Origin of the sequence: Sphingomonas ginsengisoli An et al. 2013 (assembly GCF_009363895.1) — a bacterium.
Classification (GTDB): Bacteria; Pseudomonadota; Alphaproteobacteria; order Sphingomonadales; family Sphingomonadaceae; genus Sphingomicrobium; species Sphingomicrobium ginsengisoli.
On record NZ_CP045434.1, the window covers coordinates 1,956,981 to 1,971,342 of the forward strand.

A 14,362-nucleotide genomic window follows, 5' to 3' on the forward strand; every position below is an offset into this window, starting at 1 on the left:
CGGTGACCGAGCCCTTCCTGCTGTTCGACGATGCCCGCGCCGGGGCGCCCCCCGCCCGGCTCTACCGCGCGCCAACGCGGATCATCGTCGCCCACCGACTGACGGAGGTCGCCGACGCGCTGGGCGAGTTGCAGACAGCGGTGCGCGGCGGCGCGCATGCGGCGGGTTTTCTGGCTTACGAGGCTGGGATCGCGCTCGACCCCGCGCTCGCGCCGGCCGCGCGGCAGGGAGACGGGCCGCTGCTATGGTTCGGGCTGTTCGACGATTATGAAACGGTCGACGCCGCCGACTTCCTGCCCGACCCAGCCGGCGCGAGGGCGAGCGCGCCGGTCCCGCGCCTGGCCCGCGCCGATTATCTCGCGACCGCTGCAGACGTCCGCGACCACCTGTTCGCCGGCGATTTCTATCAGGCCAATTTGACCTTCGGCTGCGATGTTCGCTTCGCCGGCGATCCGCTCGCACTCTACGCCCGGCTGCGACAGGCGAGCGGGGCCGGCTGGGGCGGCGTGGTCCGCCACGACGACGGCTGGTTGCTGTCGTGCAGCCCCGAGCAATTCTTCACGCTACGCGATGGGATGATTGAGGCCCGCCCGATGAAGGGTACCGCGCCGCTTTCCGCCCCGCCCGCGGCGCTGACCGACGATCCCAAGAATCGCGCCGAAAATCTGATGATCGTCGACCTCATCCGCAACGACCTTGCCCGGGTCGCCGAGCCGGGCAGCGTCGCGGTGCCCGAGTTGTTCGCGGTCGAGACCTATCCGACGCTGCGGCAGATGGTCAGCCGGGTGACCGCCCGCCTCCGCCCGGGGCTCGACGCGGTGGACGTGATCCGGACCATCTTTCCCTGCGGCTCGGTGACCGGCGCGCCCAAGGTCGCCGCCATGCTGGCGCTCCGCCGGCTCGAGCCGGAACCGCGGGGCGCCTATACCGGCTCGATGGGGTGGATCGACCCCAACGGCAATGCCAGCTTCAACGTCCTCATCCGCACGCTGGCGACCCGCGAAGGGGAAGAGGCTGCGCGGATCGGGCTCGGCTCCGGGCTTGTGGTCGACTCGCAAGCGAGCGATGAGTGGGCCGAGTGCCTGGCCAAGGGAGCCTTCGTGACTGCCCAGCAACCGACCGTCGACCTCATCGAAACGATGCGTTTCGATCCGCGCGAGGGCGTGCTTGAGCTCGATCGCCATCTCGACCGGCTCGGCGCCTCGGCGCGGGCTTTGGGTTTCAGTTACGACCGCCACGCTGCCCGCAACGAGCTTCAGGCAGCGACCTTCAGCCGCAAACTGCCGGGTGTCGCCCGGCTGCTACTCTCACCGACCGGGACGATGGCGGTGGAGCTGCGCAACCTGCCCCCGGCCGCGCGGCCCCCGGTGACGGTCGCGCTTCGCCCCCTGCCTGTTCCGGCAAGTGATTTCCGTCTCAGCCACAAGACCACCGACCGAAGCTTCTACGACCGGGCGCAGGCCGAAGGCGGCGCGTTCGAGACTTTGTTCGTCGACCCCGACGGCAAGCTCACCGAGGGCAGCTTCACCAACCTGTTCGTCGAACGCGACGGCCAGCTGCTCACCCCGCCCGCCAGCCGCGGGCTGATGCCCGGCGTGCTCCGTGCCAAGCTGCTCGACGAGGGCCGCGCGGTCGAGGCGGATTTGACCCCCGACGATCTGGCGGGCGGCTTTCACATCGGCAACATGGTCCGCGGGCTGATCGCGGCTCGATTGGCTTAAGATCCTCCCCGTGCGACGGCATGGGGAGGTGGCAGTCGCGCCAGCGACTGACGGAGGGGCCAGCGACGATCGAACAGGCCCCTCCACCATCAGCCTTCGGCTGACGGTCCCCCTCCCCACGGCTCCGCCGCAGGGAGGTTCACGCGGCCAGCGGAAACTTCAGCAGCCGGTCGGCGACCGGAATCAACGCCGCGGCCGAGCCGCCGACTTTCTTCATGATCTCGGGATGGTGCGCGTCGAGACCGCCGGTGAGCGCGCCGAACGCCGGCAGGATCAGCTTCGACCCGCTGGCGACAAAGCAGCGTCGAGAGACGCGCTTACCGCGGAGCTGGAGGCGGAGCTTGGGATGGTAATGGCCCGACAGTTCGGGCCGCGGGTCCAAGGGCTGGGCTTCGTGGCGGAGGACCAGGTTGTCGACCGCGATTTCCTCGACCAGCCGGCCGCCGCAGTGGTCGGCGAAGCCCGGGTCGTGGTTGCCGAGGATCCACACCCAGTCGAGCCGGGCGGTCATGCCGGTGAGCAGCGCGCACGCCGCCTCGGGTAGCCGGTCGCAGCCGAACTTGTCGTGGAAGCTGTCGCCCAGGCAGTAGAGCGTGGCGGCGCCGGTGCGGTCGACCAGTTCGTTCAACGCGGTCAGCGTCGCGATGCTGTCGTAGGGCGGCAGGAACTGGCCGAGCTTGGCGAACCAGCTCGCTTTCTCAAGGTGCAGGTCGGCAACCAGCAGCGCTTGACGCGCCGGCCACCACAGCGCGCCTTGGGGCTCGGCAAGGAAATCGTGACCAGCGAACGAAAGCGGAACCATTGCTTCGGCCTGTGGCGCGAAACGCCTGCTATTCCAAGTGGGTAAAGTGGTCGCGCAAGGATCGCGCGTCGTGCAGCGCGTTGTGCGGCACGACGCTGTTGCGGGCGGTCGAGAAGCCCGGCAGGCGAATGAAGCGGAAGGTCAGCTTGGGCACGCGCACGATCTCGCCAGAGCCCGTCATGATCAGCCGGCAGAACAGCGAGATGTCCTCGGGCCAGTCGGCGACGATCTCGACCTCGGTCAGACCAGTCAGCCATTGCGAGAGCGTCTCGGCCGCCTCGCGGTGACCCATCGGCTCATGCTTGTGCGCTTCCGGCACCGTCCACAGGTAGGGCGCGACGTGGCGCTCGACCCAGTCGGTCAGCGGGCGGTCGTGCTGCAGGACGACGTAGAATTCCTCGCCGCCATCCTCGGGCACCAGCGCGAGGCTCAGCAGCGGGCCGTTCCAGCCGTCATATTCGCAGTCGAGGAAGTAGCGCATCGCGGCGCTGTAGCGGGGTCGCGCGCCTAGCGCACCTCCGGCATCTCGGGTCGCGGCGGGCAGGGTTTGCCTTGGGCGGTCGCCTTGCGACAGGCCTTGTCCCACTCGCGCAGCGCGCGGCCGTAGCGCTCTTCCGCCTCGCGCATCCGTCGCCCACGCTTCTGGTCGGCCTCAGACTGGCTGGTGGTTGCGAGGTCGACGCCCTTTGAAACGACTTTCACCGGTAAAGTGACGACATCGACCGCGGTATTGGCGACCGCGCAGGCGGAAAGGAGTGGCAAGGTGAGGACGGGCAGGAAGCGCATGGCCCAAGGTCGGGCAGCCAACCTTGCGCGTTGGTGAACGCCCTTCGTCATTGCGAGCGAAGCGAAGCAATCCATCGAGCAGTGCGGCGAATGGATTGCTTCGCCTTCGGCTCGCAATGACGAAACCTCAATCCAGCCGCATCGCCTCCGCTGCCAGCGCTTCGGCCTCGATCAGCAGGCTGTCATCCGCCGCCGCGCCCGCCGGCAGTGCTTCGCGGCCGATCACCACCATCAGCGGCACCGCCATCGGGGTCACCCGGCTGACATCGACATGGACCATCTGCGCCGCCGCCCGCTCGACCAGCCGGGCCAACCGGCCAAGCTCGGTCATCCGCGCGCGTGCGTCCTCCCACGCCGCCTTCATCAGCAGATGCTCGGGCTCATATTTGCGCAGCACGTCGTAGATGAGGTCGGTCGAGAAACTGACCTGGCGCCCCGTCTTGCGCTTGCCCGGATGCTGGCGCTCGACCAGCCCGCCGATCACCGCCACCTCACGGAAAGCGCGTTTCAGCAGCATCGACTGCTCGACCCAGTCGACGAATTCATCCTCGAGGATGTCGGGCGAGAGCAACGGTGCGGGATCGGTGATCTTCTCCAACCCATAGACCGCGATCGCGTAGTCGTTGGCGACGAAGCCGAGCGGCTTCAGCCCCAGCTTCTCCATCCGCTTGGTGATCAACATGCCGAGCGATTGGTGCGCATTCCAGCCCTCGAAACTGTACATCACCATGTAATGGCGCTTCTCGAACGGGAAGGTTTCGACCAGCAGTTCGTCGGGCTGGGGCAGGCGCGAGCGGCGCTGCTGCACTTCGAGCCATTCGCGCACATCGTCGGGGAAGCGATGCCATTCCTCGGGGCTCGCGAGATAAGCGCGGACACGGTCGGCGAGGTGCGTCGTCATGCTCATCCGCTGACCGCCATAAGTGACCAGCCGCGCCTCCTTGGTGCTGGCGCGGACGATGATGTCGCTGTCCTTCATCCGCTCGACCTCGAGGCTGAGGCCGGCGAAGAAGATGTGGTCGCCGACGGTGAGGGTCGAGGCGAACCCCTCCTCGACCCGGCCGAGCATCCGGCCGTTCTTGAAGCGGACGTCGAACATCGGATTGTCGACGATGATCCCGGCGTTCATCCGATGCTGCACTGCGACCGCGGGCTTGGTGATCCGCCAGTGGCCCGAGCCCGCCGGCTCCTCGGTCAGGCGGCGGAACTTGTCATAGGCTTTGAGCGCATAGCCGCCGGTGGCGATGTACTGGAGGACGCGCTCGTACACCTCGTCCTGCAGGCCCGCATAAGGCGCGGCCGAGCGGAGTTCGGCAAGCAGGTCGGCCTGCTCGAACGGGGCGGCGCAGGCGCAGGCCAGAATGTGCTGGGCGAGCGTGTCGAGCGTGCCCGGGCGGAAGATCTCGGGATCGAGCTCGCGCGCGTCGATCGCGTCCAGGGCGGCGCGCGCCTCGAGATATTCGAAGCGGTTGCCGGGAACGATGGTACCCTGGCTCGGCTCGTCGAGCCGGTGATTGGCGCGGCCGATCCGCTGGAGCAGGCGGCTCGAGCCCTTGGGCGCGCCCATCTGGACGACCATCTCGACGTCGCCCCAGTCGATCCCGAGATCGAGGCTGGAGGTGCAGACCAAAGCCCGCAGCCGGCCGTCGGCCATCGCCCCCTCGACCTTGCGCCGCGCCTCGAGCGCGAGGCTGCCGTGATGAATCCCGAGCGGCAGATTCTGCTCGTTGACCTTCCACAGCTCCTGGAAAATCAGCTCGGCGAGGCTGCGGGTGTTGCAGAAGACGAGCGTCGTCTTGTGCGCCTCGATCAGCTCCATCACTTGGCGGGCGGCGTAGCGACCCGAATGGCCCGACCAGGGCACGCGACCGTCGGGGATGAGGATCGACAGGTCGGCGTCGGCGCCCGGGTCGCCGATGACGAGGTCGACCTCTTCCTCATCGGCATCGGGGGCGAGCCAGCCGCGATAGGCGTCGGGATCGCTGACGGTGGCGCTCAGGCCCACCCGGCGGAGCTGCGGCGCGATTCGCTGGAGCCGGGCGAGGCTCAGCGCGAGGAGGTCGCCGCGCTTGTCGCGGGCGAAGGCATGGATCTCGTCGATCACCACGTGCTTGAGGTTGGCGAAGAGGGTGAAACTGTCGGGGTAGCTCAGCAGCAGGCTCAAGGATTCGGGCGTGGTCAGCAGGACGTGCGGCGGGCGCGCCCGCTGGCGCGCCTTGCGGTCAGACGGCGTGTCGCCGCTTCGCGTCTCGACCCGGATTGCCAGACCCATCTCACCGATCGGGCCAAGCAGGTTGCGCTGCACGTCGACCCCGAGCGCCTTCAGCGGCGAGATGTAGAGGGTGTGGAGGCCGTCGAAATCAGGCTGCTCGGCCAGCTCGACCAAGGTCGGCAGGAAGCCTGACAGTGTCTTGCCCGCCCCCGTCGCGGCGACCAGCAACGCGTGGCGTCCGGCCCGCGCCCGTTCGAGCATCGCCAGCTGGTGCCGCCGCGGCGCCCAGCCCTTGGCGGCGAACCAGTCGGCGATGACGGGCGGAAGGTCAGCCGCGATCAGAGGCCGCTGCCCGGCTCATTCTCGTGCGCGGCCTGCTCGTCGCGATAGTTCTGGCGGGTCGCTTCCTCGGTCCGCTCGACGCTGTCCGCGCTCTGCTGGCGGTTGCGGATCATCGCCCAGGCGATCGCCAGCACGAGCAGGATTGGGCCGAGTATCGTGACGATCGTCCAATAGTTGACGTCGCTGCCTGCGGCCATGATCCACTCCGTTCTTGCCAATTTGCGGGCGGAACCGTCCGCCGTCCACTACCGTATAAGCCCGCATGGCCCGTCTCGGTTCCTGGATACAGCCTCATGCAGAGGGCATCTACGTCGCACCCGCCGATGCCTGGGTCGACCCCTCGCAGCCAAAGGAGCGCGCGCTCGTCACACACGGCCACGCCGACCACGCGCGCGGCGGTCATGGCACGGTGTGGGCGACCCCGGCGACGCTGGCGATCATGGATGTCCGCTACGGCCAGCAAAACGGCTGCCCGGTCGACTATGGCCAGAGCGTCACCGTCGGCGAAGTCGAGGTCAGCTTCGTTCCGGCCGGCCACGTGCTCGGCAGCGCGCAGATCATCCTCGACTATCGCGGCGAGCGGGTGGTGGTGTCGGGCGACTACAAGCGGCGCGCCGACCCGACCTGCGAGCCGTTCCTGCCGGTCCCGTGCGACATCTTCATCACCGAGGCGACCTTCGGGCTGCCGGTATTCCGCCATCCCGATGCGGGGGGCGAGATCGACCGCCTGCTCGCCCGGCTGGCCGACAATCCCGACCGTTGCGTGGTGGTCGGCGCCTATGCGCTGGGCAAGGCGCAGCGGGTCATCAGCGAAGCTCGCCACCGCGGGCACACCGCGCCCATCTACGTCCACGGCGCGCTCGAAAGGCTGAATAGCCTCTACCAGGAATGGGGGGTCGACCTCGGCGAGTTGCGGCCCGCCACCGGGGCGAGCAAGGCCGAGCTCGCCGGACATCTGGTCATGTGTCCGCCCGGTGCGCTCAACGACCGCTGGTCGCGCCGCCTGCCCGACCCGATCACCGCGATGGCGAGCGGCTGGATGCGGATTCGCCAGCGCGCCCGCCAGCGCAACGTCGAGCTGCCGCTGATCCTGTCCGACCATGCCGACTGGGACGAGCTGACCGCCACCATCCTCGAGCTCAAGCCCAAGGAAGTGTGGATCACCCACGGCCGCGAGGACGCGCTGATGCACTGGTGCATGACCCGCCAGATCAAGGCGCGCGAGCTCAACCTCGTCGGCTATGAAGACGACGATGAGGACGGCTGAGCGCGATCATCAGCTCTTGAGCGCAGCCTCGAGCTGCGGCTTGAGCGCGTTCCAGTTCGAGGTCTGGTCGAGCAGCTTGCCGTTGAGCACGAAGGTCGGGGTGCCCTTGAAGTCGGGATACTGATCGGTCACCCGCGCCGTCGCCGCGACTTCATTCTCGAGCGCCTTCTGGTCGGCCAGGCACTGGTTGCTCTTGCCGCTCGGCAAGCCGTGCTGCGCGGCAAGCGTCTGCAGGCCGGAACGCTCAGCCATCTGCTTGACCACCTGCTGAGCAGGGAGCGATTGCATCTGGTCGAGTTCGGCCGGCGGCAGCTTCTCGATCGTGCCCATCCAGCTCAGCTGATCCTTGTACATCGCCTCGGCCAGCGGGAAGAAGCCCTGCGGTCCGTTGCAGCGCGCGATCAGGTTGGCGGCGAGGTCGATCGGCCCGTGGATGATGTAAGGGCGGATTTCCCAGCTGACCTGCCCGCTCTTCACCAGTTCCTTGAGCGGCGGGACGCCCTCGTCGGCGAAGCGCTTGCACACCGGGCAGCCGAGCGAGGCGATCTCGAGCAGCTTGACCTTGGCGTTGGGATTGCCGCGGACGTAGCCGTCCTGGGTGGTGTTGACGACGTCGAGCCAGCTCCCGCCCGGCGGCGGGCTCGACTGGGTGATCTTGAGCGACTGGTCGGCGGTCGTCGCGGCGGCGGTCTGGCTGCTGCTACTCTTCTTGCAGGCGGCAAGGCCCGGCAGGCTCAGCGCCAGTACCGTGGCGGCAAGGGCAATCGAGGTTCGCATAGGTGTCGCTCCGTTCAGTCCGCCTGTTCGGCGTAGATGCGGATCAGCCGCTGGAGATAGTCGCGGCTGTTGTAAAGCACGCTGACCCGCACGCGCTCGTTGAGCCCATGCACGCCATTGCCGTCGGGATCGCCGAAATAGCCGCTGATGCCGTAGGTCGGAATGCCCACGGGCGTCAGGAAGGCGCCGTCGGTCGCGCCGGCCGACATGATCCGAACCAGCGGCACGCCGGGGAACATCTGCTTGGCCAGCGTCTCGGCCGGACCGAGCACCTTCGGGTCGAGCGGAGGCGGCGGCGCCGGAGCGTTGCGGACTTCGCGCAGCGAGACCGCGACCTTGGGATCGGCAATCGCCTTGATCAGCGTCTGGCGAACGTCCTCGGCGCTGGTGCCTGGGAAAATCCGGCAGTTGATGTTGGCGCGCGCCCGCTGCGGCAGCGCATTGGTGGCGTGGCCCGCATCGAGCATCGTCGCGACGCAATTGGTATGGAGAATGGCGTTGTCGTCGGGCTCGCGCTCGAGCAGCGCGCGAGCAGCCACGTCGTTCGGATTGGCGAGCAGCGCGGTGATCGCCGCGCGCTGGTCGGCCGGACGGGTCGGCGCCATGCGGGTGTAGAAATCGCGGGTGGTCGCGCTGAACATCACCGGGAATCGCGTCGCCTCGATCGCGGTCAGCGCGTGGGCCAGATGATAGATGGCATTGTCAGGGACCGGACGCGAGCTGTGGCCGCCGGGATTGGTCACCTCGAGCGTGTAATTCTGGCTGAGCTTCTCGCCGACCTGGATGCCGAGGAAGCGCGGGGTACCGTTGGCGTCGAGCTTGCCCCCGCCGCCCTCGTTGACCGCGAAGGCCGCATCGATCAGCTGGCGCTGGTTCTTGGCGAGATATTCGGCGCCGTTGAACGCGCCGCTGGTCTCCTCGCCGCAGGTCAGCGCAAGCTTGAGCGTGCGGCGGGGACGATATTTCTCGCGCGCCATCCGCGCCAGCGTGTCGACCCAGATCGACGCCATCGCCTTATCATCGGCGGCGCCGCGAGCGTAGAAATTCCCATTCTCCTCGACCAAGGTGAAGGGATCGCGGGTCCAGTCCTCGCGCTTGGCCTCGACCACGTCGATGTGGGCCAGCATCAGCACCGGCCGCGCGGTCGGCTGACGGCCGGGGTAGACGACGACCAGCCCGCCTTCCTTCGGATGCGAGGGTTCGACGAACGGGTGAAGATCGCTGTCGGGAATTCCGGCGGACTTGAGGTAGGCGGCCATCCGCTCGGCGGCGAGTGTGCAACTGCCCGCCGACAGCGTCGTGTTGGTCTCGACCAGCTCCTTGTAAACCCGGCGGAACTCGACTTGGTCGGGGCGCAGCGCTGTCGCCGGAGCCGGCGCTTGGGCGAACGCTGGCGCGGCAGTGGCGGCGAGCAAGGTGGCGGCGATAATCGAGCGGATGGGCACGGCGGTTCCCCCGAAACGCGGCGCTCGGGCGGCGCCGCCATGGGCGAGGCTAACGCGGCACTCCGGCAAGCGCCAGCGCCGAGTTGCCGCCGCTGGTCGATGGACTGGGCACCCTTGTCGAAGGAGTGTCGCTCGGTCGCTTTACAGGCGGTCGCCGAGGCGTAGACCGACCGCCACCCAAGGGGAGGTTAAGTCTCACATGTTCCAACGGATTCTTCTGGCCGGTACCGCCGCCCTCGCCGTCACCGTCGCCGGTAGCGCGCCGCTGCTCGCCAAGCCCGCGCCCGCGCACCACGCCCGCGCCTCGACTACCTCCGCCAAGCCGCAGCTCGGCAGCTGGGGCGTCGACCTCGCCGGCATGGACAAGAGCGTGAACCCCGGCGACAGCTGGTACAATTACGTCAACGGGACGTGGGACAAGAACACCGAGATCCCCGCCGACAAGTCGAGCTGGGGCGGGTTCGGCATCCTCCGCGACCTCAGCGACCAGCGCACCCATGACCTCATCGAGGACGTCGCCAAGACCGGCGGTCCGGCCGGCAGCAACGATCAGAAGATCGCCGACCTCTACAAGAGCTTCATGGACGAGCAGGCGATCGAAGCGAAGGGCCTGACCCCGCTCCGGCCCTACCTCGCCCGGATCGCCGCGGTGCAGAGCCGCGATGACCTGACCAATGCGATGGCCTGGGCCAATCGCACCGGCATCGGCGGTCCGATCCGCGCCGGGGTCCAGCAGGACCTCAAGAACAATAGCCTCTACGCCGTCTATCTCAGCCAAGGCGGCCTCGGCCTGCCCGACCGCGACTATTACCTCGACACCACCAATCCCAAGTTTGCCGAGGCGCGCACCAAGTATATCGCCCATGTCGGCAACATGCTGCGCATGGCCGGGATGAGCGAGCCGGAGGCGCGCGCCCAGCGGATCTTCGACCTCGAGAAGCAGATCGCGCAGGTCCAGTGGTCGCGCGTCCAGTCGCGCCAGGTCGAGAAGCGTTATAATCCGCGCACGCTGGCCGAGCTCAAGGCGCAGGACCCGGGCGTCAACTGGGACGCCTATTTCCGCGAGACCGGTATCGGCGCGCCCGAGCGGGTGATCGTCAGCCAGCCCGAGGCGATCGCCGGGTCGGCCAAGCTGATCGAGTCGGCGCCGATCGACACGTGGAAGGACTATCTGACCTTCCGTACCATCTCGGCCGCCGCGCCGATGCTGCCCAAGGCGTTCGTCAACGAGAATTTCGACTTCTACGGCAAGACGCTGTCGGGCACGCCCCAGCTGCCCGAGCGATGGAAGCGCGGGGTTGGCTTGGTCAACGGCGCATTGGGTGAGGCGGTCGGCCAGGCCTATGTCGCCAAATACTTCACGCCCGAGACCAAGGCCAAGATGGACGAACTCGTCCACAACCTGATCAAGGCGATGGATCACCGGTTGGCCAACCTCACCTGGATGGCGCCCGAGACCAAGGCCAAGGCGCGGGTCAAGCTCGCCGCCTTCACCCCCAAGATCGGCTATCCGACCAAGTGGCGCGACTATTCGGCGTTGACGGTCGAGAGCGGCGATCCGGTCGGCAATCTCTTCCGCGCCAGCGCGTTCGAATATAACCGCAACCTCGCGAAGATGGGCAAGCCGGTCGACCGCACGGAGTGGGGCATGACCCCGATGACGGTGAACGCCTACGCCAACCCGCCGATGAACGAAGTAGTGTTCCCGGCCGCGATCCTGCAGCCGCCCTTCTTCGATCCGAACGCCGACATGGCGGTCAACTATGGCGCGATCGGCGCGGTGATCGGGCATGAGCTCAGCCACCACTTCGACGACCAGGGTCGGAAGTACGACCCGCAGGGCAACCTCAACGACTGGTGGACGCAGGCGGACATCGACCGCTTCAAGGTCGGCACCGACAAGGTTGTCGCCCAGTACGGCGCCTATGAGCCGATCCCGGGCAAGCATGTGAACGGCGAGCTGACGCTCGGCGAGAATATGGCCGACCTCGCCGGCCTCAACGTCGCCTACGATGCCTACAAGATGAGCCTGCACGGGAAGCCCGACCGGGTCATCGACGGCTACACCGGCGACCAGCGCTTCTTCCTCGGCTTCGGCCAGGTATGGCGCAACAAGATGCGCGAGGCGGCGATGCTCAACCAGCTGACCACCGATCCGCATTCGCCGGGGCAGCTCCGTCCCAACGTCGTCCGCAACTTCGACGCCTGGTACAAGGCGTTCAACGTCAAGAGCGGCGCGCTCTACCTGACGCCGGAGCAGCGCATCCACATCTGGTAAGCGGTTCCCGCCTCACCAGCGATCGGCCGGCCGGAGCACCCGCTCGGGCCGGCTTTTCATTGGGGCACGATCACCTGCAACGCCTTGGGCCAGATGCGGTAGTCGAGCGGGCTTTCGAGATGCTCGGTCTCACCGTCGGTCGCGACCGCGAGATGGCTCCGTGAACTCGCCACGCGGAGCCGGGTGACGTCATCGAGCCGGATGAGATCGTCGTCGCGCGTCCGGCCGACCAGCGCGCGAAGGATCGCGGCGACCATCCCCGCACGGCTCTGCGAACGGAGCACCATCACGCACAGTCGCCCGTCGTCGAGCGTCTGACGCTTGCCCGCTTCAGGCAGAACCAGCGCATAGTCGTTGTTGCCGACGAACAGCAGCGGCGTGTTGACGCTCGCCTGCTCAGCATCGTTAATCGTCAGGCGGAGCCGGTGATGACGGAATCGCACCAGCGTCCGCGCCCCGGCGACCAGCATCGCCAGCTTCTTGGATCGCCCGAGCCGCTTCTGCTGCGCCTCGCGGTCGAGCACCATCAACGGATAGAGCCCGACCGCGCTGTTGTTGATGAAGACGCGGCCGTTGACCTCGGCAACGTCGACCGGGCGGTGGTGGCCGGTCTTGAGCACTGCCACCGCCTCTTCGAGTTCGGTCGGAATGCCGAGGTCGCGGGCGAAATGGTTCAACGTGCCGAGCGGGAGCACGGCGAGAGGCACCTCGCTTCCCGCCAGAATACCCGCGACCGAACTGATCGTGCCGTCGCCGCCACCGGCCGCAACGAACGGTCGGCCATCGTCGCGGGCCGCAGTCGCCCGGCGCGCACACTCGGCGCCTTCGACCGCACAGATTTCGGCGTCGAGCCCGGCATCGGCAACCGCGGCGCGGACCCGCTCCTCGACGTCGTCGCCCGCGCTACCGCCACCCTTGTTGAGTATGATCAGACCCTGCATCGCCCCCGTAACGAGCGGTGTCCGCGCTTGGGTCCGGCAAGCGACAAGTTCATGCGCGGGGAATCAATGTCCGCCGGCTTTGAGCATGTCGCCGACCCGCACCAGTTTCTCACGCGGAGCGCCGGCCCGTGCCGCAGCGACCTCGGCCGCCTCGATTTTCTGCCAGTCGTGGAAGGGCACGGGATCGCAGCCGCGCAATTGGAGCAGGGCGTCGAGCCCGTCGCCGCCGCGCCGCCCGCTGTCGCCGCCCTCGGCCGGAAACAGCGCGGCGATCTGCTCGGCGACCTCATAGCCGTCGGGGCGGTTGGTCCCGATCGTCCCGGTCGGGCCCCGCCGAGCCCAACCTACGGCATAGAGCCGTTCCGCAATCCGTCCGCCGTCGTTGGCGAAGCGGCCGAGCCGGTCGTCGTAGGGCACGCCGGGGATCGCCGGCGTTGCGTAGCCGATGCAGCTCACCACCAGCGAGCAGGGCACGGCGTAGGTCTCGCCCGTGCCGTGCGACGTGCCGTCAGCCTGCAAGGCGGTTCGTTCGACGATCAGCCGTTCGGCCCGGCCGTCACCCTCGATCGCCAGCGGCCTGGCGAAGAAGTCGAACAGGATCTCGCGCGGCTTTTCGTTGCGCGGCATGGCAGCAAACTCGCGCAAATGCCCGACGGACTTGCGCTGCCCCGGATCGAGCTCGGCATCGCTGTCGGCCGGCGGCAGGTCGGCGGGATCGACCAGCGGCTGCGCCTGCTCGAGATGGCCGAGCTCGCCGAGCTCCTTGGGCGTCATCGCGATCTGCTGCGGCCCGCGGCGGCCGAGGATGGTGACGCTGCGCAGGTGGCTCTGGCCAAGCGCCTCGAACGCATGGCCGACGATGTCCGAGCCGACGAACTCCGCCGGGGTTTTGCTGAGGATGCGGGCGACGTCGAGTGCGACATTGCCGTTGCCGACGATCGCCGCGGCAGTCCCGTCGAGCGGCGGCGCCAGCTCGGCGAAATCGGGATGGCCGTTGTACCAGCCGACGAAGGCCGCCGAACCGAGCACGCCGGGGAGGTCGTCGCCAGGGATGCCGAGCCGACGGTCGTGCGGCGCGCCGGTCGCCAGCACGACCGCGTCATAGAGGCCAAGCAACTCCTCGATCGAGACGTCGGCCCCGAGGTGGACATTGCCGAGGAAGCGCGCGCCGGGTTCGAGCGCGACCTTTTCGTAGCGCTTCGTTACCGCCTTGATCGACTGGTGGTCGGGGGCGACCCCGAAGCGGATCAGGCCGTAAGGCACCGGCAGCCGGTCGAGGATATCGACCCGCGCCTCACTGCCGTACGTCTTGAGCAGCGCTTCGGCTGTGTAGAACCCCGCGGGACCCGAACCGATCACGGCGAAATGGCGCATAAAGGCGGCCTCCTTGAGCACGGAGGCTAGCCACATTCGCTCGGCAAGGCGAGCCGTGCGCGCGGGACTTAGACCTTTGTGCGATCCTCGAGCAGCAGGTCGCTGCCCTTGGCTTTCAGCGCCGCCTCGATCGGCTTCGAAAACATGCCCAGTAGTCCGGGCAGTGCGATCACGCAGCGGACCAGCCGATCCTCGACGTCGATCTTGGCATCGACGCTCTGGCCCATCGCCCCGACGGTGAGGTCGAGCCGGTTATCGACCCAGTTGCTGGTGACGTCCGCCCCGCCGGGAATGTAGCCCTGGAGCTTGTGGACGTTAGCGGCGATCCGCCGCTGTGCCTCCTCGCGGCCGAGGGTGTGGGGGAGGTCGACGTGGATGGGCTGGCTCATTCGTGCGACGTGCGTCCGCCTTAGTCAC

General features: G+C 67.8%; 13 protein-coding genes. 3 read left to right on the forward strand and 10 right to left on the reverse strand.

Annotated features, from left to right (window positions below; translation table 11 throughout):
- Nucleotides 1-2: 2 nt before the first annotated feature.
- The gene (gene pabB, locus GCU42_RS09430; protein ID WP_240309403.1) at nt 3-1,721 is read left to right on the forward strand and encodes an aminodeoxychorismate synthase component I; all 1,719 of its coding nucleotides are present in this window, start codon (nt 3-5) and stop codon (nt 1,719-1,721) included.
- A 139-nt stretch (nt 1,722-1,860) separates the two neighbouring features.
- Here pabB and pdeM read toward each other — a convergent pair whose 3' ends face one another.
- The 5 genes from pdeM to GCU42_RS09455 all read right to left on the reverse strand — a co-directional run bounded on the left by pdeM (nt 1,861) and on the right by GCU42_RS09455 (nt 6,060).
- On the reverse strand, nt 1,861-2,523 hold the full coding sequence (gene pdeM / locus GCU42_RS09435; RefSeq protein WP_114227274.1) for a ligase-associated DNA damage response endonuclease PdeM: 663 nt from the start codon (nt 2,521-2,523) through the stop codon (nt 1,861-1,863).
- 28 nt (nt 2,524-2,551) lie between these two features.
- A complete protein-coding gene (locus tag GCU42_RS09440) occupies nt 2,552-3,004 on the reverse strand; it encodes a hypothetical protein (RefSeq protein WP_114227275.1) in 453 nt (150 codons plus the stop codon).
- A gap of 26 nt (nt 3,005-3,030) precedes the next feature.
- The gene (locus GCU42_RS09445) at nt 3,031-3,309 is read right to left on the reverse strand and encodes a hypothetical protein (protein ID WP_114227276.1); all 279 of its coding nucleotides are present in this window, start codon (nt 3,307-3,309) and stop codon (nt 3,031-3,033) included.
- Between the two features lie 127 nt (nt 3,310-3,436).
- Entirely contained in the window at nt 3,437-5,782 is a 2,346-nt protein-coding gene (locus GCU42_RS09450) for a ligase-associated DNA damage response DEXH box helicase (protein ID WP_240309404.1), read from the reverse strand.
- Between the two features lie 77 nt (nt 5,783-5,859).
- The gene (locus GCU42_RS09455) at nt 5,860-6,060 is read right to left on the reverse strand and encodes a hypothetical protein (protein WP_114227278.1); all 201 of its coding nucleotides are present in this window, start codon (nt 6,058-6,060) and stop codon (nt 5,860-5,862) included.
- 65 nt (nt 6,061-6,125) lie between these two features.
- Between GCU42_RS09455 and GCU42_RS09460 the strand changes: the two genes are divergently transcribed.
- Nucleotides 6,126-7,130 carry a ligase-associated DNA damage response exonuclease gene (locus tag GCU42_RS09460; protein ID WP_114227279.1) on the forward strand — a complete coding sequence of 335 codons (1,005 nt, stop codon included), beginning with the start codon at nt 6,126-6,128 and terminating at the stop codon, nt 7,128-7,130.
- A gap of 9 nt (nt 7,131-7,139) precedes the next feature.
- Here the strand turns inward: GCU42_RS09460 and GCU42_RS09465 are convergent, their stop codons facing one another.
- A complete protein-coding gene (locus GCU42_RS09465; protein WP_114227280.1) occupies nt 7,140-7,907 on the reverse strand; it encodes a DsbA family protein in 768 nt (255 codons plus the stop codon).
- 14 nt (nt 7,908-7,921) lie between these two features.
- Nucleotides 7,922-9,352 (reverse strand): M20/M25/M40 family metallo-hydrolase, encoded by a 1,431-nt coding sequence (locus GCU42_RS09470; protein ID WP_335341010.1) that lies wholly within the window; start codon nt 9,350-9,352, stop codon nt 7,922-7,924.
- A gap of 199 nt (nt 9,353-9,551) precedes the next feature.
- On the opposite strand from GCU42_RS09470, the gene GCU42_RS09475 reads away from it, so the two are divergent.
- Nucleotides 9,552-11,630 carry a M13 family metallopeptidase gene (locus GCU42_RS09475; RefSeq protein WP_114227281.1) on the forward strand — a complete coding sequence of 693 codons (2,079 nt, stop codon included), beginning with the start codon at nt 9,552-9,554 and terminating at the stop codon, nt 11,628-11,630.
- A gap of 56 nt (nt 11,631-11,686) precedes the next feature.
- Here GCU42_RS09475 and GCU42_RS09480 read toward each other — a convergent pair whose 3' ends face one another.
- From GCU42_RS09480 to GCU42_RS09490, 3 genes are all read right to left on the reverse strand, one after another.
- Nucleotides 11,687-12,571: a diacylglycerol/lipid kinase family protein gene (locus GCU42_RS09480; protein ID WP_114227282.1), complete on the reverse strand. Its 885-nt coding sequence runs from the start codon at nt 12,569-12,571 to the stop codon at nt 11,687-11,689.
- Nucleotides 12,572-12,634: 63 nt separating this feature from the next.
- The gene (locus GCU42_RS09485) at nt 12,635-13,945 is read right to left on the reverse strand and encodes an FAD-dependent oxidoreductase (RefSeq protein WP_114227809.1); all 1,311 of its coding nucleotides are present in this window, start codon (nt 13,943-13,945) and stop codon (nt 12,635-12,637) included.
- 68 nt (nt 13,946-14,013) lie between these two features.
- On the reverse strand, nt 14,014-14,334 hold the full coding sequence (locus GCU42_RS09490; protein WP_114227283.1) for a polyhydroxyalkanoic acid system family protein: 321 nt from the start codon (nt 14,332-14,334) through the stop codon (nt 14,014-14,016).
- Nucleotides 14,335-14,362: the final 28 nt, after the last annotated feature.